Here is a 19,846-nt window from a genome sequence, read left to right on the forward strand (position 1 = left end):
AGGCCCCCGCCGCAGGGTGCGACGGGGGCCTCGGTGACGGTGCTGGTCAGGTCGGCAGGTGGGCGGTCAGCCCTTCTTCATGCCCTTCTGCCAGCCGACGTTCTCCCAGTGCGGGTTGAGGGACTGGAACAGCGACGGGCCGATGTTGGCGATGCCCTTGCGGTAGGCCTCGATCTGCGGGCCGTTGTAGAGCGGCATCATGCCGTAGGTGGCCTTGAACCAGTCCTTCTCGATCGCGTTGATCTCCTTGGCCTGCGCGGCGTGGTCGGCGATCTCGCCGACCTTCTTGATCCGGGCGTCCAGCTCGGGGGTGCCGGAGAAGGAGAGGTTGTTCTCGTTGTCCGAGCACATGAACTGGCAGACCGACACCAGCGGCGAGGAGCTGCCGGACTGGAAGGCCATGGAGACGATGCCGTAGTCCTTCTTGACCATGGCGTCGTTGAACGCGCCGCTCGCCCGCTGGTCGAGCTGCGCGTCGATCCCGGCAGCCTTGATCATCGACTGCAGGGTGCGGGCCAGCGCCACGCGGGTCGGGTCGTCACCGAAGTAGGTGATCTTGACCGTGGCCTTCTGCCCACCCTTGGCGAAGATCCCGTCGGCGCCCTTGGTGTAGCCCGCGTCGGTCAGCGTCTTCTGCGCGTCCTCCTTGGAGAACTTCACCGGGAAGTTGTCCTCGTACTCCTTCTGGAAGCTGTAGAAGAGGTTGGAGCCGGCGGCCGGCTCGGTCCAGTTCAGTCCGTCGAAGGCGATCTTCCGATACTGCTCACGGTCGATGGCCTGCCAGATCGCCTTGCGCAGGTTCACGTCCTTGAGCGAGGGGTCCTTGCCGTTGAAGATCAGCTCGCGGGTCGTGGTCAGCTGACCACGCCGGATGTCGAGCTGGTTGGCGCCCTGGATCTGCTGGTAGCGCGCCTTGTTCTGCGTCCGGACCATGTCCAGCTCGCCGTTCTTGAACGCCGGGATGGTGGCCGAGTCCTCCATCTCGCGGAAGATGATCTTGTCCAGCAGCGGCTTCTGGCCCCACCACTTCGGGTTGGGCACCAGCGTGGCGGTCTTCCCGGTGGCGTCCACCTTGTCGATGACGAACGCTCCGGAGCGCCACTCGTTGTGGACCTGGTTGTTCTTGAAGCCGGCGTTGAAGACCTTGGGGTCGTTGCCGACGCTCGGGTGCATCACGCCACCGAAGATCTCGGTGATCGGGTTGTACTTCTTCTTGAAGGTGACGACGACCTCGTTGTCCTTGGCGCCCTTCTCGACCTTCTCCACGTCCTCGTAGCCCGCGGTCGAGACGGTGTTGTAGCCGCCCTTCTGCATGGTGGAGCTCATGGCCTTGCGGGTGGCCTCGAAGGCGCGGTAGTCGATCGGCGTGCCGTCGTTGAACTTGGCCTTGGGGTTGACCGTGTAGGTCGCGACCTGCTTGCCGCCCTTGTCCTCGACCTTGGGCATGGCCTCGAGGTAGTCAGGGTTGTTGGTCACCGTGCCGTCGGGGGTGACGTCGTAGAAGTTGGGGTCGGTGGCGGTGGACACCGACCTGTTGTCGACGTTGTTGCCGTCACCGTTCCAGGCGTTCCAGTCGACCGGCAGGGAGTCGAAGAAGGAGGTGAACGAGCCACCCTGCTCCAGGTTGGCCCGGTCCTGCTTGTTGGTGCTGACCATCTTGGCGGCCGAGCTGGAGTCCTGCTTCTCCAGGCCGGAGCCCTTGTCGCCCGAGCCGCCGGAGCAGCCCGACACCGTGATGGAGGCGGTGAGGGCCACGGCCAGTGCGCCGTAGAACGTGCGGTTCTTCATGATGGGAATTTCCTTTCGGGTCAGAGCCGGTCGGCGTCGACGCTCGGCTCCTGAGAGGTCGCACTGGCGTGCGTGGTGGCGAGCTCCTCGTCGGGGAAGAAGCACGCCTGGTGGTGATCGGCCGCGCCCACCAGGGTGAGCGGCGGCTCCTCGGTGCGGCAGCGCTGCCGCTTGTCCTCACCCAGCAGCGCGAAGACCGGGCAGCGGGTCTGGAAGTCGCACCCCTGCGGTCGGTCGAGCGGGCTGGGAAGGTCTCCCTTGAGCAGGATCCGCTCGCGGGAGCGCTCCACGTCGGGGTCCGGGATGGGGATCGCGGACAGCAACGCGCGCGTGTAGGGGTGGGTGGGGTGGTCGAAGACCTGGTCCACGTGCCCGATCTCGACGATCTTCCCGAGGTACATCACCGCGACGCGGTCGCTGATGTGACGGACGACGGACAGGTCGTGGGCGACGAAGAGATAGGAGATCCCCAGGTCGGCCTTGAGCTTGTCGAGCAGGTTGATGACGCCGGCCTGGATGGACACGTCCAGGGCCGAGACCGGCTCGTCGAGGATGAGCACCTTGGGGTTGAGGGCGAGCGCCCGGGCGATGCCGATGCGCTGCCGCTGGCCGCCGGAGAACTGCCCGGGGAAACGGTTGATGTGGTCGGGCATGAGCCCGACGGTCCGCATCAGCTCGCGCACCCGCGCCTTGGCGTCCTCCTCCTTCATCCCGTGGGTGAGCAGGGGCTCGGCGATGACCTCGTAGACCGTGAACCGCGGGTCCAGGGCACCCATGGGGTCCTGGAAGACCAGCTGGATGTCCCGCCGCAGCGTCTTGACGTCGGCCTTGGAGCCCCCGTCCTTGGGCGACCGGCCGAAGATCTCGACCCGGCCGTCGGCCTTGGGATTCATCTCCATGATCTCGAGGAGGGTGGTCGTCTTGCCACAGCCCGACTCGCCCACGATGGCCAGGCACTCGCCCTCACGGACGTCGAAGGACAGGCCGTCGACGGCCTTGACGGTGCCGACGCGCCGCTTCATCAGCGCGCCCTTCATCAGCGGGAAGTGCTTCTTGAGATCGGCCACCTGCAGGACCGTCTGCCGCTCCTCGCGGGGCACCGCGTCGAAGGGCGACACCGGCAGCTCGGGCACCGGGTAGATGTCGGTGACGCTCACGTCGTCGCCGAAGCGGTGCTTCTTGAGGCAGGCGGCCTCGTGGGCCGGGCCCACCATCTCCAGGGCCGGCTCCCCGTCCAGGCACTCCTGGCTCGCCAGCGGGCACCGGGGGGCGAAGGCGCACCCGGTGGGCTCGTGCAGCAGGTTGGGCGGGTTGCCCTCGATCGGCACCAGAGCGGTCTTGACCCGGCGGTTGACCCGCGGGATCGAGCCGAGCAGGCCGATGGTGTAGGGCATCCGGCTGCGGAAGTAGACCTCGTCGACGGGGCCCTTCTCCACCGGGCGCCCGGCATACATCACCATGACCTCGTCGGCGATGCCGGCGACGACGCCCAGGTCGTGCGTGATCATGATGACCGCGGCACCCGTCTCCTGCTGGGCGACCTTGAGCACGTCCAGGATCTGCGCCTGGATGGTCACGTCGAGCGCCGTGGTCGGCTCGTCGGCGATGATCACGCGCGGGTTGTTGGCGATCGCGATCGCGATCACCACGCGCTGGCGCATGCCTCCCGAGAACTCGTGCGGGTAGGAGTCCACCCGCGTCGTGGGGCTGGGGATGCCGACCAGGTCCAGCAGCTCGATGGCCCGCTCGCGGGCGGCCTTGTCGCTGATGTCGCTGTGCGCCTGGAGCGCCTCGATGATCTGGTTGCCGACCGTGAACACCGGGGTCAGCGAGGACAGCGGGTCCTGGAAGATCATCGCGATGTCCGAGCCGCGGTGCTTGGTCATCTGCGTGTCCGACAGGCCGAGCAGCTCGGCCCCGTTGTACGTGATGGAGCCGTCGATCTTGGCGTACTCCGGGAGCAGTCCCATCACGGCGAGCGAGGTCACGGACTTGCCGGACCCGGACTCACCCACGATGGCCAGGACGCGGCCGGGATGCAGGTCGAAGCTCACCCCGCGTACGGCGTGCACCGACCCCGCCTCGGAGGGGAAGCGCACGTGGAGGTCGCGCACCGACAGGACGGGCTTGGTCTCGTGCGCCAGGGCGTTGGCGCTGGTTGACGGGCTCATGCCGTGCCACCTGACTTCGAGTTGGGGTCGAGCGCGTCGCGCATGCCGTCACCGATCAGCGCGAGCGAGACCGTGATCCACTGCAGGGCGATCGTCGGGATCCAGAACAGCCACGGGTAGCCGCTGAGCTGGTTGGCCGACTGTCCGATGAGCATGCCGAGCGAGACGTCGGGCGCGCGCACACCGACGCCGAGGAAGGACAGCGCGGTCTCGTAGATGATGGCGCCGAAGGTGCCGAGCACGATCTGCAGGATCAGGTAGGACCCGATGTTGGGGATGATGTGCTTGCGGATGATGCCCAGGTCGGACACCCCCATGTAGCGAGCGGCCTGGACGTACTCACGCTCACGCAGCGACTGCGTGGTGGCCCGGATGACACGGGCCATGCCCATCCACCCGAAGGCCGTGAGCAGCAGCGCCAGGATGAAGGCGTTGCCGCCGAACTGGCCCATGAACACGGCGATGAGCAGGAAGTACGGCATCAGGATCAGCATGTCGAGCAGCCACATGCCGGCCTTCTCGCGCCAGCCGCCCCAGAAGGCGATGGCGGTGCCGTAGATCGCCGCGATGATCGGGGCGACGACACCCACGACCGAGGCGATCATGAGCGACTTCCCGGTGCCCCGGACGATGAGCGAGTAGAGGTCCACGCCGCCGACGTCCGTGCCGAACCAGTGCTCGGACGAGGGGCCGGAGCCGATGTTCATGAAGTCCTGGTCGGTGTAGGACCACTTGTTGGGCAGGTTGCCCAGGAGCGCGAAGAGGATCGCGATCGCGAGCATCACCAGGCCGATGACGGCGCCCTTGTTGCGCAGCAGGCGCTTGACGATCAGGGCGGTCTTGCCGGTGATGGCCACGTCGCCCTCGGTCGCGCCGGTCTCCACCACGGTGGGTGCTGCCGGACCGACGGGGTTGCCGCCGAACTGGCCGGGGTCGCCGCGCAGGACGTCCTCCTTGCCCGCCGCGTCCCGCACCGACACGGTGGGGTCCGCGTCGAGGCGGCCGTGCGTGGCCGGAGCGGCCTGCTCCGTGGCTGCGGGGTCCTCGACGCGGGCGTGGGCCCCGCGGTAGTCCCCGTCAGCCGGGTCGGGGTGGTCGGTCGCGAGCGTCGGGTCGCGGTGCTGGTCACTCATGTCAGCTCACCCGCACTCGGGGGTCGACCACGGCGATGGACACGTCGGCGATGATCGCGCCGATGGCGAAGAGCAGACCGCCGAAGGCGATCGAGGCGACGGTCACGTTGACGTCCTGGGTGAGGGTGATGGCCTGCAGGGTGTAGCGACCGAGGCCCGGCCAGGCGAAGACCATCTCGACGATGAAGGTGCCGGCGAAGATGCCGGGCACCGCGAACGCGATCGTCTGGGCCACCGGGATGAAGGACGTCCGCAGCGCGTGCTTGCGGACCGCCTGGGCCTTGGTCAGACCCTTGGCCCGCGCCGTCCGGACGTAGTCCGCGTTGATGTTGTCGAGCAGCAGGGTGCGCTGCAGGAGCTGGTAGCCGACATACCCCAGGATCGTCAGGGCCAGCGTCGGCAGGATCAGGTGCTGCAGCTGGTCGACCAGGTGGGGGAAGAAACCGTCGGCCACACCGTCGGCGTTCTCGATGCCACCGACGAAGAAGATGCGCTGCCCGGCGGTCTCGTTGATCTTGATGCCGGTCATCTGCACCACCAGGTAGATCACCGGGGCCGGGATCGTCTGGATGAAGTACGACAGGTAGGTGACGACCTTGTCACCCGCCTTGTACTGCCGGGAGGCCGTGTAGATGCCGAGGGAGACGCCCACGATGATCGACAGGATCATCGAGAGGAAGACGAGCCGGCCGGAGATGAGCGCCCGGCTCATGAACTCCTGGCTGACCGGCTGGCCGTTGGGGCTCTTGCCCCAGTCCCAGTGGAGCACGACGTTCTGCAGCCACTGGAGGTAGCGCCCCAACGAGCTCATCGTCGGGTCCAGCTGGTTGGCCGTGAGCCGGTCGTAGACCTGCTGGCGGGTGGGCCGAGGGGTGGCCTGCAGCATGAGGACCTCGGGCTTGAGGAAGCTGACCGCCGCGAAGTACGCGATGGTCGTGGCCACGAAGATCTGCACGAGGTAGTTGGCCAGGCGCCGGACGATGTAGATCAGCATGGAGGTTCTCCTCCGCTGCACGCGAGGAACGGGTGAGCAGCCCGGTCCTGCAGGAGTGTCGATGGCATCTCGATCTTCCTTGCTGGGCGCCCTCGACGGTGAGGGCGGCGGTCGGTCGCCGCGTCCGCGGATAAAGGGCTTGCCGCGGACGGTTCGGCGTGAGCAGCAGCCTACGCATCCCGCGCCGCGGCGCCGAGTGGCGGGGTGCTCCACCGCCTGACCGGATGCAGATCGTGACCTTGCCGAGACAAATAGGTCGCGGCGAGTTGCCGTTCGTCACCGTATGCCGACAAAACAGCCCGTCCCACGGCCTTGAGGCCGTGGGACGGTTGACGCTGCGTGGTGGACGCTGGCGCGATCTGCGGCCAGGACGAGTCAGTTGCGCAAATAGATCGAGGAGAAGTCCGGCATCCCGAGGTTGGGGTCGTCCACCACGCCACCGACGTCCTTGCTGGACAGGAAGATCGCTCGGTCCATCCCTCCAGGGAGGACCGGGAGGTAGTTCGTGAGCAGGTCCTTGTCCAGCGCCGCCCACTCCGACGCCTGGTCGGCGAGGGGCCTGGCCGCGATGGCCTTCATGCGCGCGTCCAGGTCGGGGTCCGCCAACCCTCCGGCGCTCATGGTCTCCCGGGCTGCCGTGGAGCTGAACAGAGGCAGGTAGATCGCGTCCCCGCTCGGCCAGTCGTAGCACCAGCCCGAGGGTCCCTGGAGCATGTTGACGGGGGCGTCCAGGTTGCTGGCCATCTCGCGCAGCTTGTTCCTGGGCACCCCGTGCGGGCGCACCGTGAAGCCGGCCGCGCGCAGCCCTCGGGCCCGGGCCTCGGAGACTGCTCGCGAGGTGGGCATGTCCGTCGCGAAGTACCACGACAGCTCGAAGCCGAGCTTCCCGGCCTGCTCCAGGAGCTTGCGCGCGGCGGCCGGGTCGCCACGGCCGGACACCGGCAGGTCCGCGATGTCGTGGGCGACCGCACCCGGCAGCTGCGGAGGAGCGATCGAGCGCATCGTCTGCACCGTCACCTGGTTAATGTCGGCAGCCTCGCGCACCTGGTCCCACGGATAGGCGCGCGCGATGGCCTTGCGCACCGACAGCGGTATCTGCCGGGTGTCCATCGTCACGAGCGAGACACAGGGCGAGTCGCCGGCGGTGAGCTGTCCCTTGGCGGCCGTGGCCTTGAGGACCAGCGTCGAGTCGACCGGGTCGTAGCTCAGCAGTCCGCTGGCGTTGGGATCATCCAGGATGGGGCCCTGGGTGTCCTTGGGCTCGCCGCCCCACTCGAAGGTGAAGGAGTCCAGCAGGTCCCGCCGGGCGGGGTCCGTCTCCGCCTTCCACTGGGTGTTGCGCACGAGGGTGAGCTTGTTGTCCTTGTACGTCTCGAACTTGTACGGCCCCGTCGCCAGCGGGTGCAGTCCGTACTTGTCCCGGGTGTCCTTGGCTGCCGGGATCGGCGACGTCACGGTGAAGGTGCCGAAGTACGGCAGCGAGGACCACGGCGCGGAGAGGTGGAAGACGACGTCCTTGTCGCCCTTGGCCTCCACGCCCGGGAAGGACGTCCCGCCCTGGTACGGGCCCCGATACGCCGAGCCGCCCTTGAGGTGGTCGATCTGGTACGTCGGACCGCCCGGCAGCTCCTGCTGCGCGAAGGACCGCTGGACCGCGTACACCACGTCGGCCGCCTTGACCGGGGTCCCGTCCTCGTAGGCGAGGCCCTCCTTGAGGGTGAAGGTCCAGGTCAGCCCGTCGGCGGAGACCCGGCCGAGGTCGGTCGCCAGGTCGGGGACCAGGACCGGCTTGCCGTCCCGGATGGCGAAGGTGGTGAGGGTGCGGTTGGTGAGCTTGAGGATGGCCTGGCTGTCCACGTAGTACTGACGCGTAGGATCGAGCGTCTCCGGCACTCCCTGGCTACGGACCGTGAGGTGACCCCCGCGGCGGGCGCCCTCGATCGGGGCGGCCGGGCCCTTGGCCTGCGGGTCCAGCTGGGAGGCGCTGGTCTGGGAGGACGTGGGGGCGCCGTTCTCCCCGGAGGACAGCGCGGTCAGGGGCGACGAGCAGGCGACGACGGTCGCCAGGCTTGCGAGCGCGAGGGCAGCGCGGCCGGGACGGCGCAGAGGGACTCGCATGACGGACTCCTGGGAAGACGGGGACCATCGGTGAGGGCTCGATGGTGCTGTCACCCTAGTAGCACGCTTCGTGACGGTCACGAACGATGCATGAACGGATCAGGCATGCAGCCATTTGGAGACCACAGCCGGGCTATGGTGTCACTCAGCGACGCGAGTGCAGGACCTTGCGCAACCATTCCCACCGCGGCGCCAGTCGTTCCTCGAAGCCGCGGTGCGTCGGGTGGTAGTAGTCGGCGGTCCCGTCGAGGTCGTCCGGGAGGTACTGCTGCGGCGCCACCCCGTCGGGCTGGTCGTGCGCATAGACGTACCCCGCCCCGTGACCGAGCCGGGTGGCCCCGGCGTAGCCGCTCCCGCGCAGCGCAGCCGGCACCGCACCCCCGCGCCCGGCCCTGACGTCGGCGATCGCGGCGTTGATCCCCAGGTAGGCGGCGTTCGACTTGGGGGCCAGCGCGACGTGGACCACGGCCTGGGCCAGGACGATCCGCGCCTCCGGCATGCCGATCTGGGCAACGGCGTGCAGCGCCGCGACCGCGGTCTGGAGGGCGGTGGGGTCCGCCATACCGACCTCCTCGGAGGCCGCGATGACGATGCGCCGGGCGATGAACCTCGGGTCCTCCCCCGCCTCGAGCATCCGGGCGAGGTAGTGCAAGGACGCGTCGACGTCGCTCCCCCGCATCGACTTGATCAGCGCGGACGCCACGTCGTAGTGCTGGTCACCGGTCTTGTCGTAGCGCACCGGCGCCCGCTCGACCGCCTGCTCCACGTGAGCCGCGGTGATCAGGACCGGTCCCTCCTCGACCGCACCCGCCGGCTGGTCGCCCAGCGCCACTCCCGCGGCCCCCTCCAGGGCGGTCAGGGCCCGCCGGGCGTCTCCCCCGCTGGTCCGCACCAGGTGCTCGCGCGCGTCGTCGTCCAGCGTGAACTCCCCGGCCAGGCCGCGCTCCTCGACGAGTGCGGCAGCAAGGACCTCGCCTACCTCGGCGTCCGAGAGGGAGGTCAGCGTCACCAGCACCGACCGGGACAGCAGCGGGGCGACGACGGAGAAGGAGGGGTTCTCGGTCGTGGCCGCCACCAGGACGACCAGACGGTTCTCCACCGCGGGCAGCAGGGCGTCCTGCTGAGCCTTGGTGAACCGGTGGATCTCGTCGAGGAAGAGCACGGTGGTGCGGTCGTAGAGATCGCGCTCGCGCACCGCCTCCTCCACCACGCGACGGACGTCCTTGACGCCGGCCGTGATCGCCGACAGCTCGACGAACCGGCGACCGGCAGCCGTGGCGACCAGGTGCGCGAGCGTGGTCTTGCCGGTGCCCGGAGGACCCCACAGGATCGCCGAGAGGGGTCCGACCGCACCGGAGTGCCCCTCGATCAGGCGCCGCAGCGGGCTGCCCGGCCGCAGCGCGGCACCCTGACCCCGGACCTCCGCAAGCGAGCGCGGGCGCATCCGCACGGCGAGCGGCGCGAGCGTCGCGGCGTATGCCGGGGGCTGCGCCCCGGACGCACCGTCACCTGCGACGGCCGGGGCAGGCTCGGGTCCGGCCGCCGGCGCGCGGTCGCCCGCCTCCTGCGCCGAGCGGGCTCCGCTGAACAGATCGGGCTCGTCCACCTCGTCATGATCCCAGACGCGCAGGTCGCCGGGGGTCCCCACCGGCACCGAACCTGGGAGATCGCGGACGTGTGTATCGATGCGTCACGCATGGTCACGAAACGATATCGACGTCGTTCCTGATCTGGACCTGAGGACTTCCGGCCCTAGAGTGACGCCCAAGGTTTCGGCTGGTTCCGGATGCAGCGTCGCTCCGGCCGACCGAGATCCGCCTTGGCCGCCATCAGCCAGGGCCAGAGCATGGCCCGTCCCATCACCGGGCCCATCGAGGAGGTCAACCACCATGCGAGCCACCACTCGCCTCACCCTCACCGCGACCCTGTCCGCGACCGCCGTCCTCCTGACGGCGTGCGGCGGTGGCTCCAGCGAGTCCACCTCGTCGGCGGGCGGCAGCGGCGCCGCGGGATCCGGCGCCAAGGGCGGCCAGATCACCGTCCGCGGCTGCAACCCGGAGAACCCGCTCGTCCCGGGCGCCACCACCGAGACCTGCGGCGGCGACGTGATCGACGCGACCACCTCGCGCCTCGTGCACTACAACGTCGACACGGCCAAGCCCGAGAACGACCTGGCCGAGTCCATCGAGACCAAGGACAACAAGCTCTTCACCGTCAAGCTGAAGAAGGGCTCGAAGTTCTCCGACGGCACCGAGGTCAAGGCCAAGAACTTCGTCGACGCCTGGAACTACACCGCGCTGTCGACCAACGCGCAGGGCGCGGCGTACTTCATGGAGCCCATCGCGGGCTACGCCGACCTGCAGGCGGAGAAGGGTTCCACCCCCAAGGCCAAGGTCATGTCGGGCCTGAAGGTCGTGGACGACTACACCTTCACCGTCACCACCACCGACCCGATCTCCAACCTCCCCGAGCGCCTCGGCTACTCGGCCTTCGCCCCGCTGCCGGACGCGTTCTTCAAGGACCCCAAGGCCTTCGGCGACAAGCCGATCGGTGCCGGTCCCTTCATGGTGGACACCTGGACCAAGAACCAGTCGATCGTCCTGAAGAAGAACCCCAACTACCAGGGCTCCCGCAAGCCCGGCGTGGACCAGATCACCTTCAAGATCTACCAGGACTCGACCGCCGCCTACAACGACGTGGTGGCCGGCAACCTGGACGTCACGGACGAGGTCCCCACCTCGGCCCTCGCCGGCGACAAGTACAAGCAGGACCTTCCGGACCGCAACGCGCAGAAGGAGTACGGCGGCTTCTCCTCGGTCACCTTCGCCTCCCCGAAGGCCGACCCCTCGGTCCAGAACCCGAAGGTCCGCCAGGCCATCTCGATGGCCATCGACCGGCAGGCCATCATCGACTCGCAGTTCAACGGCTCGCGCACCGTCGCCACCGGCTGGGTCTCCCCGACCGTCAACGGCTACAAGGCCGGTGCATGCGGCGAGTACTGCACCTTCGACGCCGCCAAGGCCAAGGCCAAGCTCGCCGAGGCCGGTGGCTTCAAGGGAAAGCTGACGCTGTCCTACAACGCCGACGCCTCGCACAAGGACTGGTCCGAGGCGACCTGCCAGTCCATCAAGGACGCCCTGCAGATCGACTGCGTCGCCACCCCGGTGGTGGACTTCAAGACCTTCCGCACCCAGGTCAAGAGCCGCGAGATGAAGGGCATGTTCCGCACCGGCTGGCAGATGGACTACCCGTCGATCGAGAACTTCCTCACCCCGATCTTCGCGACCGGTGCGTCCTCCAACGACGGCGACTACACCGACCCGGCTTTCGACGCCAAGCTCAAGGAGGCCGCCGCGGCCACCGATCCGGCCAAGGCCAACGAGCTGTACCAGCAGGCCGAGGGCATGCTGAAGGAGACCATGCCGGCGATCCCGCTGTGGTACCCCAAGGCCACCGTCGGCTGGTCGGACAAGGTCACCAACGTCAAGATCACGGCCTTCGGCAAGCCGGACTACGCGGGCGTCACCCTCAAGTGACCCTCGGCGCCTCGGCGCTGACGTGAGCACCAGATCGTGGGTGCCCGGCTCCAGGAGCCGGGCACCCATGCCTGTCCCGCGGTCGATGCGTAGGTATGCCCCACTCGGCATACCCCGCCGGTCGATGCCCTTCGGAAGGGCGCTAGCCTCGGGGCGGCCCAGCTCTCCCATCGGTCCCATGCGGGACTCAGACCCAGCCATCACGTGCAACGACGCCTCTGGGGCCAGGCGGCAGCATCCCCCTGTCGTCCGCAGGACGTCGAGCCACGACCGGAGCCCCACGCTCCGGGCCGTCTGCGGCCCAGCCGCAGGCACGACCACCTGAGGAGGTGTCGTGACCAAATACATCATTCGCCGGCTCCTGCAGATGATCCCGGTGATCATCGGAGCGACGTTCCTGATCTTTGCCATGGTGTTCGCCCTGCCGGGCGATCCCACCGCCGGCAAGTGCGGCGAACGCCCCTGCTCCCCCGCGTACATCGAGAAGTTCCGGGCGGAGCACAACCTCGACGACCCGCTCGTCGTCCAGTACGGCAAGTACATGGGCAAGCTCGCCCAGGGCGACCTCGGCACGAACTTCTACAACATCCCCGTGGCCAAGGACCTGTCGACGCGCTACGTGGTGACCGCCCAGCTCGCCGGCATCGCCATCGTCTTCGAGATCCTCATCGGTCTGACCGCCGGTGTCCTCGCAGGCATCCGCAAGGGGAAGTTCATCGACCAGTTGGTCATGGTGTCCACGCTCGTCGCGATCTCGATCCCGAGCTTCGTCATCGGCTCGACCTTGCAGTACTTCCTGGGCGTCAAGCTCAAGTGGTTCCCCGTCACGGCGGCCAACGACCCGACGCTGTACGACCTCATCCTGCCGGGCTTCGTGCTGGGGTCGCTGTCGATCGCCTACGTCGCCCGCCTGATGCGCACCAACCTCGTCGAGAACCTCCGCGCCGACTACGTGCGGACGGCCATCGCCAAGGGCCTCACCCGCCAGCGGGCCATCGGCCTGCACGCGATGCGCAACTCGATGATCCCGGTCGTCACCGCCTGGGGGCCGACTTCGGCGGCCTCCTCGGCGGCGCCATCATCACCGAGCGCATCTTCAACATCCGAGGGGTCGGTGGCTACATCTTCACGGGCATCCACAACCGCGACGGCATCGCCGTCGTCTCCGCCGTGACGATGCTGGTGCTCGTCTTCCTCGTCGTCAACCTGCTCATCGACCTGCTCTACGGTCTGCTCGACCCAAGGATCAGCCATGACTGACGCCAACACCGCCACCGTCGCCGCCGCCGAGGTGGCACCGGGTCCCCAGCAGGGGTCCGACGGCGAGGCCCGCTCGCTGTGGTCCGACGCCTGGCGCATGCTCCGGCGCAGCCCGGTCTTCTGGATCTCGCTGGCGCTCATCCTCGTGTTCCTGCTCATGGCGATCCTGCCGCAGCTGTTCACCCAGCTCGACCCCCAGTCGGGGTCGCTGCGCCAGGTCCGCAAGGCGCCGAGCGCGGAGCACTGGTTCGGGACCGACAAGCAGGGCCGCGACATCTACGCCCGTACGATCTACGGCGCCCGCGCCTCGATCATCGTGGGCGTCCTGACCACCATCGCCACCACCCTGGTCGGCGCGACCTTCGGCATCATGGCCGGCTACCTCGGCGGCTGGCTGGACGCGCTGCTCATGCGCGTCACCGACGTGTTCTTCGCCATCCCGATGCTGCTCGGCGGCATCCTGTTCATGGCCTCCTTCCCGTCGGACGCCAACACCGGCTACTGGACCGTCGTGGGCAAGGTCGTCCTCGTGATGACCGTCTTCGGCTGGCCGAGCATCGCCCGGCTGATGCGGTCGGCCGTGCTGCAGGTGAAGTCCCTGGAGTACGTGCAGGCGGCCCGCGCCCTCGGTGCCCGTCCTGGCCGCATCATCCTGGGGCACATCCTCCCCAACGCCGTCGCCCCGGTCATCGTCGTCGCCACGATCAACCTGGGCGCCTACATCGCCACCGAGGCGGCGCTGTCCTTCCTCGGTATCGGGCTCGTGTCGCCCACCATCTCGTGGGGTGTCGCGATCTCCGACGCCCTCGACATGGTCCGGACGGCGCCTCACCTCCTGCTCTTCCCCAGCCTGTTCCTGAGCCTCGCGGTCCTGGCCTTCATCCTCCTGGGTGACGCCATCCGTGACGCCCTGGACCCCAAGACGCGATGAGGGGCTGACCTTTCATGACCACCACCTCCCACCGGCGCCCGGCGCCCACCGAGGGCACCACCGCCTACCAGCCCCACGACGGGCGTCTCCTCGACGTCGAGGACCTCCACGTCGAGTTCCACACGCCTGACGGCGTCGCCAAGGCCATCAACGGCGTGAACTTCACGCTGGACCAGGGCGAGACCCTGGCGATCCTCGGCGAGTCCGGCTCCGGCAAGTCCGTCACCGCCCAGGCCATCATGGGCATCCTGGACATGCCCCCGGCCACGATCCCCCAGGGCTCGGTCCGCTACTGCGGGCAGGAGCTGCTGACGATGCCGGAGGACAAGCGCCGGCACGTCCGCGGCCCGGAGATCTCGATGATCTTCCAGGACGCGCTGAGCTCGTTGAACCCCGTGTTCCCCGTGGGCTGGCAGATCGCCGAGATGTTCCGGCAGCACCGGGGCATGAACCGGTCCGACGCGATCGCCAACGCCGTCCGACTCATGGAGCGGGTGCAGATCCCCGCCGCCAAGGAGCGGGTGAAGTCCTTCCCGCACCAGTTCTCCGGGGTATGCGTCAGCGCATCATGATCGCCATGGCCATCGCGCTGGACCCGGCCGTGCTGATCGCCGACGAGCCGACCACGGCCCTGGACGTCACCGTGCAGGCGCAGATCATGCACCTGCTCGAGGAGCTGCAGGAGGAGCGCCAGATGGGGCTCATCCTGATCACGCACGACCTCGGCGTCGTGGCCGACGTCGCCGACCGCATCGCGGTGATGTATGCCGGGCGGATCGTCGAGCAGGCGGACGTCTACCAGCTCTACGGCAAGCCGGCCCATCCCTACACCAAGGGCCTGCTGGACTCCATCCCGCGCCTGGACCAGAAGGGCGAGACCCTCTCCGCCATCGGCGGTCTGCCGCCCAACCTGATGCGCATCCCCTCCGGCTGCGCGTTCAACCCCCGTTGCCGCTACGCGCAGGACATCTGCCGCCAGGAGCGCCCTCCGCTGCTCGAGGTCGCCCCCGGTCGTCTGTCCGCCTGCCACTTCTCCCAGGAGGTCCTCCATGGCTGAGCCGATCCTCGTCGCCAAGGACCTGGTCAAGCACTACCCCATCCGTGGGGGCCTGCTGCGGACGACCACCGGTCACGTCAAGGCCGTCGACGGAGTCTCCTTCGAGCTGCTCAAGGGCGAGACCCTGGGCATCGTGGGCGAGTCCGGCTGCGGCAAGTCCACCCTGGGCCGACTCATCATGCGGCTCGAGGAGCCCACCTCCGGCACGCTCGACTTCGACGGCATCGACGTCTACAAGCAGTCCGGTGCCGCGATGCGCAAGCTGCGTCGCGACATCCAGATCGTGTTCCAGGACCCGTACACCTCGCTCAACCCGCGCAAGACGGTCGGCGACATCGTCGGGGAACCCTTCGAGATCCATCCTGACGTGGTGCCCAAGGGCGGCCGGCGCAAGGCGGTCCAGGAGCTCCTCGACCTGGTGGGGCTCAACCCGGAGCACATCAACCGCTATCCCCACCAGTTCTCCGGGGGGCAGCGGCAGCGCATCGGCATCGCTCGCGGCATCGCGCTCAACCCCAAGGTGCTGATCTGCGACGAGCCGGTCTCGGCGCTGGACGTCTCCGTCCAGGCGCAGGTCGTCAACCTCATGGAGAAGCTCCAGAACGAGCTGGGTCTGTCCTACATCTTCATCGCCCACGACCTGTCGGTCGTTCGTCACATCTCCGACCGGGTCGGCGTGATGTACCTCGGCAAGATGGTCGAGCTGGGCACGGAGGACGAGATCTACGAGCGGACCACGCACCCCTACACGCAGGCGCTGATGTCTGCCGTGCCGGTGCCGGACCCGACGCTGCGCGGCAAGCGGGAGCAGATCGTCCTGCAGGGCGATGTCCCCTCCCCCGCCAACCCACCGACGGGGTGCCGGTTCCACACCCGGTGCTGGAAGGCTCAGGAGATCTGCGCGACCGAGTCCCCGGACTTCGTCACCCGACCCGACGGCTCCGACGGCCACCGCAGCGCCTGCCACTTCCCCGAGGTGCTCGTGGCCACCGGCGCCGAGGTGGACTCCGGCCTGTCGGGCGAAGGCCCCCTCGTCACCGACGGCGCGACGCGGACCGTGGAGCACCACTCCCGTGTCGGCGACCTGATCCACAAGGTGGCCGAGAAGGTCGGGCTGGGCGACGAGCAGGACGACCCGGACCACCAGGCCGCCCGTCCCTTCCGCCCGGACCGCGGCGAGGCGTCCAACGTGCGCGAGGCCCGGGCCATCGCCGACAACGCCAACAAGCAGCAGGGCTGGTGACCCTACCCCTGCTCGACGCCTGACCGTGAGGGTCCGGACCGCCACGCGCGGCCGGGCCCTCACGTCCGTCGAGGCCGCCCGAGGGCTCACCCGCCGCGCCTCGGGACGCGGCTGCCCCCGAACGACGAGACCTGCCTCGCACCCACCCGCCGCCAGCACCAGCAAGGAGCACAGCCGTGCGTCCCCTCTCCTCCAGGAACGCGCTCGTCGCCGTCGTCGGGCCGGGCGACGTCTTCGCCCGGTTCGCCGTGCCGGATCGGCCGCACCGGGCCTGGGCGGAGGGCCGCGCGTGGGCTACCTGCGCGAGAGCCGCTCCGGCAGGGCCAACCTCACGGCCTGGGGGCCGGCACCGGACCTCGCCGTCCTGCTGGCCGGTCTGGCCGACGCCGGAGAGCTCTCCCCCGCCCTGGACCACGTCACCGTCCCCCGGGAGCACGCCGCCCTGCTGACCGACAGGCACCCCACGACCGATGGCGACGGGTGGGACTGGTTCGCCACGCACGTCGTACCGCCGCGGACGAGTGCCGAGGACCGCCTGGTGGAGCTGGACGACCAGGCCGACGCCGCCGAGCTCACCGCGCTCGCGGACCGGGAGAACCCGCTGTCCGAGGGATACCCCGGCACCGGGCGCAGCGAGCGCTGGGTCGGGGTGCGGGACGAGGGCCGGATCGTGGCGTGCGCGGCCCTGCACCGGCTGTCCAGCGGGACCGCGCACCTGTCCGGGATCATCGTCGCGTCCACCCACCGCGGTCAGGGACTGGGGCGGGCGATGACGGCGACGCTGACCCGTGACGTCCTCGCGCACGAGCCTGTCGCCACGCTCGGGATGTATGCCGACAACGACGTCGCCCGCGCGTTGTACACCTCGCTCGGCTATGTCGCGGACAAGCGGTGGCACAGCTGCACGTTGCTGCCCGCGGCGTGACCACGGCGACCGATCCGGGCGTCCCGACGGGCCCGGCCACCCCTGGAGATCCGGGACGTCAGAGGAGGCCGTGCCACCGGAGCACCCGCTCCAGCCCGGCCACCCCGTCGGCATACGGCTTGTGCGCCGCCCGCAGCCCGGCCGCCCGCGCCCCCGCGACGTTGGCCGCGGTGTCGTCCACGAAGAGCACCCGGTCCCGAGCCACCCGCAGGTCACGCACGATGTGGTCGAAGTAGTCCCAGCTCGGTTTGGTCACCCCGAGCTCGAAGGAGTAGTACCCGCCGTCCAGGTGGTCGTCGTACAACCGCCGTTCGCGCATCACGGCCGCCCGCATGGCCTGCTGGTTGGTGGCGAGGTAGACCCGCACGCCCCGGGACCGCACCTGACGCACCAGGTCGAGGGCGCGGGGCTCGGCGGTGATGTCCGACCAGGGCGCGAAGAACTCCTCCGGCGTCACCGCGCAGCCGTGCTCGTGCAGCAGCTGCGCGACGGCCTCCGGGAAGCCGTCGCGCCGTTCGCCCCGCAGGAACGGCGCCTCCACCTTCAGGAGCGCCTCGAGGCCGGGCCAGGCCGGGTCGGCGAGCACCTGCTCGGCCCAGGACGTCGGGAGGTACTGCAGCACCCCGTCGGCGTCCAGCAGCAGGACCTGGAGGGGACTCGTCATGGCATCTCCTGGGCAGACAGAGGTATGGCGGGAGGGCGGCTCGGGACGCGCCGGCGGCCGGGCCCGGTCGGACCCGGCCGCCGGGAGGTCACGACCGCGTCGGGGCGACGGCGCCGGTGTCGAGGGTGGCTGCCTGCTCGCCCTGGGGCGCGGCGGGCTTGGCGTCGATGCCCGCCTCCTTGCGCTGCTCGGGCGTGATCGGGGCGGGCGCCTCGGTCAGCGGGTCGTAGCCGCCACCGGACTTGGGGAAGGCGATGACGTCGCGGATCGAGTCGTAGCCGCCGAGGAGCATGACGATCCGGTCCCAGCCGAAGGCGATGCCACCGTGCGGCGGGGCGCCGAAGGCGAAGGCGTCGAGCAGGAAGCCGAACTTCTCCTGCGCCTCCTCCTGCGTCAGGCCCATGACCTTGAACACGCGCTCCTGCACGTCGCGGCGGTGGATACGGATCGAGCCGCCACCGATCTCGTTGCCGTTGCACACCATGTCGTAGGCATAGGCGAGCGCCGGACCCGGGTCGGTGTCGAAGGTGTCCAGGAACTCCCGCTTGGGCGAGGTGAAGGCGTGGTGCACGGCGGTCCAGGCGCCGCCGCCGACGGCCACGTCGCCCGCGGCCTCCGCGTCGGCGGTGGGCTCGAACAGCGGAGCGTCGTTGACCCACAGGAAGGACCAGGCGGACTCGTCGATCAGGTCGCAGCGCTTGCCGATCTCCAGGCGCGCGGCCCCGAGCAGGGCGCGGGAGGCCTTGGTGGCGCCGGCGGCGAAGAAGATGCAGTCGCCGGGCCGGGCGCCGACGTGGTCGGCGAGGCCGGCCTTCTCGGCGTCGGTGAGGTTCTTGGCGACCGGGCCGCCCAGCTCGCCACCGTCCTGCACCAGCACATAGGCCAGGCCCTTGGCGCCGCGCTGCTTGGCCCACTCCTGCCAGGCGTCGAGCTGCTTGCGCGGCTGCGAGGCGCCGCCGGGCATGACGACGGCCCCGACGTACTCCGCCTGGAAGACGCGGAAGGTGGTGTCATCGAAGAACTCCGTGCACTCGACCAGCTCGTGGCCGAAGCGCATGTCGGGCTTGTCGGAGCCGAAGCGCCGCATCGCCTCGGCATACGTGAGCCGCGGGAAGGGGGTGGGCAGATCGACGCCGATCAGCGCCCAGATCTCCTTGGCCAGCGCCTCGCCGAGCTCGAGGACGTCGTCCTCCTCGACGAAGCTCATCTCGATGTCGAGCTGGGTGAACTCCGGCTGGCGGTCGGCGCGGAAGTCCTCGTCGCGGTAGCAGCGGGCGATCTGGTAGTAGCGCTCCATGCCGGAGACCATGAGCAGCTGCTTGAACAGCTGCGGCGACTGGGGCAGGGCGTACCACGAGCCGGGCGCGAGGCGCGCGGGCACGAGGAAGTCGCGGGCGCCCTCGGGCGTGGAGCGGGTCAGGGTCGGGGTCTCGATCTCGACGAAGTCGCGCTCGCCGAGGACCTTGCGGGCGGCGGCGCTGACCTTGGAGCGCAGCCGCAGGGCCGCGCCGGCGCTCTTGCCCGGGCGACGCAGGTCCAGGTAGCGGTGCTTGAGGCGGGCCTCCTCGCCGACGGTCACGCGCTCGTCGATCTGGAAGGGCAGCGGGGCGCTCGGGTTGAGCACCTCGATCTCGCTCGCCACGACCTCGACCTCGCCGGTGGGCAGGTCGGTGTTGGCATTGCCCTCGGGGCGCTCGCGGACCTCGCCGACGATCTTGACGACGTACTCGTTGCGCAGCTCGTGCGCGTCACCGGCCGCGAGGACCTCGTCGCGGACCACGACCTGGGCGACGCCGCTCGCGTCCCGCAGGTCCAGGAAGGCCACCCCGCCGTGATCGCGCCGACGGGCGACCCAGCCCGTGAGCGTGACGGTCTGTCCGGCGTGGGAGGCACGCAGCGTGCCTGCCTCGTGGGTACGAAGCACGATGGATCCTGTTCTCTTGGGTGACGCGGGCGCCGGTCGTGGCGCACCGGACCATCCTACGGACTCCCTGCCGTCCCCCTGCACGACAATTCCGGGTATGCC

Annotated in this window: 12 protein-coding genes and 2 pseudogenes; 6 read left to right on the forward strand and 8 right to left on the reverse strand. The window is 69.3% G+C overall.

Annotated elements, in window-relative coordinates; translation table 11 throughout:
* Window positions 1–66 precede the first annotated feature (66 nt).
* The 6 genes from MM438_RS08970 to MM438_RS08995 all read right to left on the reverse strand — a co-directional run bounded on the left by MM438_RS08970 (window position 67) and on the right by MM438_RS08995 (window position 9,648).
* The gene (locus MM438_RS08970) at window positions 67–1,788 is read right to left on the reverse strand and encodes an ABC transporter family substrate-binding protein (protein WP_241452121.1); all 1,722 of its coding nucleotides are present in this window, start codon (window positions 1,786–1,788) and stop codon (window positions 67–69) included.
* Window positions 1,789–1,808: 20 nt separating this feature from the next.
* Window positions 1,809–3,959 (reverse strand): dipeptide ABC transporter ATP-binding protein, encoded by a 2,151-nt coding sequence (locus MM438_RS08975; RefSeq protein ID WP_241452122.1) that lies wholly within the window; start codon window positions 3,957–3,959, stop codon window positions 1,809–1,811.
* Window positions 3,956–5,092, reverse strand: a complete 1,137-nt coding sequence (locus MM438_RS08980) for an ABC transporter permease (RefSeq protein WP_241452123.1) — start codon at window positions 5,090–5,092, stop codon at window positions 3,956–3,958. Before MM438_RS08980 ends, MM438_RS08975 begins: the two co-directional genes overlap by 4 nt.
* Window position 5,093: 1 nt before the next feature.
* Window positions 5,094–6,086, reverse strand: coding sequence for an ABC transporter permease (locus MM438_RS08985; protein ID WP_241452124.1), 993 nt, complete (start codon window positions 6,084–6,086; stop codon window positions 5,094–5,096).
* Window positions 6,087–6,461: 375 nt separating this feature from the next.
* On the reverse strand, window positions 6,462–8,204 hold the full coding sequence (locus tag MM438_RS08990; protein WP_241452125.1) for an ABC transporter substrate-binding protein: 1,743 nt from the start codon (window positions 8,202–8,204) through the stop codon (window positions 6,462–6,464).
* 145 nt (window positions 8,205–8,349) lie between these two features.
* On the reverse strand, window positions 8,350–9,648 hold the full coding sequence (locus tag MM438_RS08995) for a replication-associated recombination protein A (protein WP_407568316.1): 1,299 nt from the start codon (window positions 9,646–9,648) through the stop codon (window positions 8,350–8,352).
* Window positions 9,649–10,093: 445 nt separating this feature from the next.
* Between MM438_RS08995 and MM438_RS09000 the strand changes: the two genes are divergently transcribed.
* From MM438_RS09000 to MM438_RS09025, 6 genes and pseudogenes are all read left to right on the forward strand, one after another.
* Window positions 10,094–11,740: a peptide ABC transporter substrate-binding protein gene (locus MM438_RS09000; RefSeq protein ID WP_241452127.1), complete on the forward strand. Its 1,647-nt coding sequence runs from the start codon at window positions 10,094–10,096 to the stop codon at window positions 11,738–11,740.
* A gap of 334 nt (window positions 11,741–12,074) precedes the next feature.
* Window positions 12,075–13,000 (forward strand): annotated as a pseudogene (locus MM438_RS09005) (ABC transporter permease).
* Window positions 12,993–13,931: an ABC transporter permease gene (locus MM438_RS09010; RefSeq protein ID WP_241452128.1), complete on the forward strand. Its 939-nt coding sequence runs from the start codon at window positions 12,993–12,995 to the stop codon at window positions 13,929–13,931. The pseudogene MM438_RS09005 and the gene MM438_RS09010 overlap by 8 nt, the downstream one beginning before the upstream one ends.
* A gap of 14 nt (window positions 13,932–13,945) precedes the next feature.
* Window positions 13,946–14,988: pseudogene (locus MM438_RS09015) on the forward strand (ABC transporter ATP-binding protein).
* Window positions 14,981–16,231: an ABC transporter ATP-binding protein gene (locus tag MM438_RS09020; RefSeq protein WP_241452129.1), complete on the forward strand. Its 1,251-nt coding sequence runs from the start codon at window positions 14,981–14,983 to the stop codon at window positions 16,229–16,231. The pseudogene MM438_RS09015 and the gene MM438_RS09020 overlap by 8 nt, the downstream one beginning before the upstream one ends.
* A gap of 289 nt (window positions 16,232–16,520) precedes the next feature.
* Entirely contained in the window at window positions 16,521–17,156 is a 636-nt protein-coding gene (locus MM438_RS09025) for a GNAT family N-acetyltransferase (protein ID WP_241452130.1), read from the forward strand.
* A gap of 58 nt (window positions 17,157–17,214) precedes the next feature.
* Here MM438_RS09025 and MM438_RS09030 read toward each other — a convergent pair whose 3' ends face one another.
* Window positions 17,215–17,820: an HAD-IA family hydrolase gene (locus MM438_RS09030; protein ID WP_241452131.1), complete on the reverse strand. Its 606-nt coding sequence runs from the start codon at window positions 17,818–17,820 to the stop codon at window positions 17,215–17,217.
* Window positions 17,821–17,908: 88 nt separating this feature from the next.
* Window positions 17,909–19,744 (reverse strand): aspartate--tRNA ligase, encoded by a 1,836-nt coding sequence (gene aspS, locus MM438_RS09035; RefSeq protein ID WP_241452132.1) that lies wholly within the window; start codon window positions 19,742–19,744, stop codon window positions 17,909–17,911.
* Between the last annotated feature and the right edge of the window lie 102 nt (window positions 19,745–19,846).

The sequence above is a fragment of the Arsenicicoccus dermatophilus genome, from assembly GCF_022568795.1.
GTDB classification, from domain to species: Bacteria; Actinomycetota; Actinomycetes; order Actinomycetales; family Dermatophilaceae; genus Arsenicicoccus; species Arsenicicoccus dermatophilus.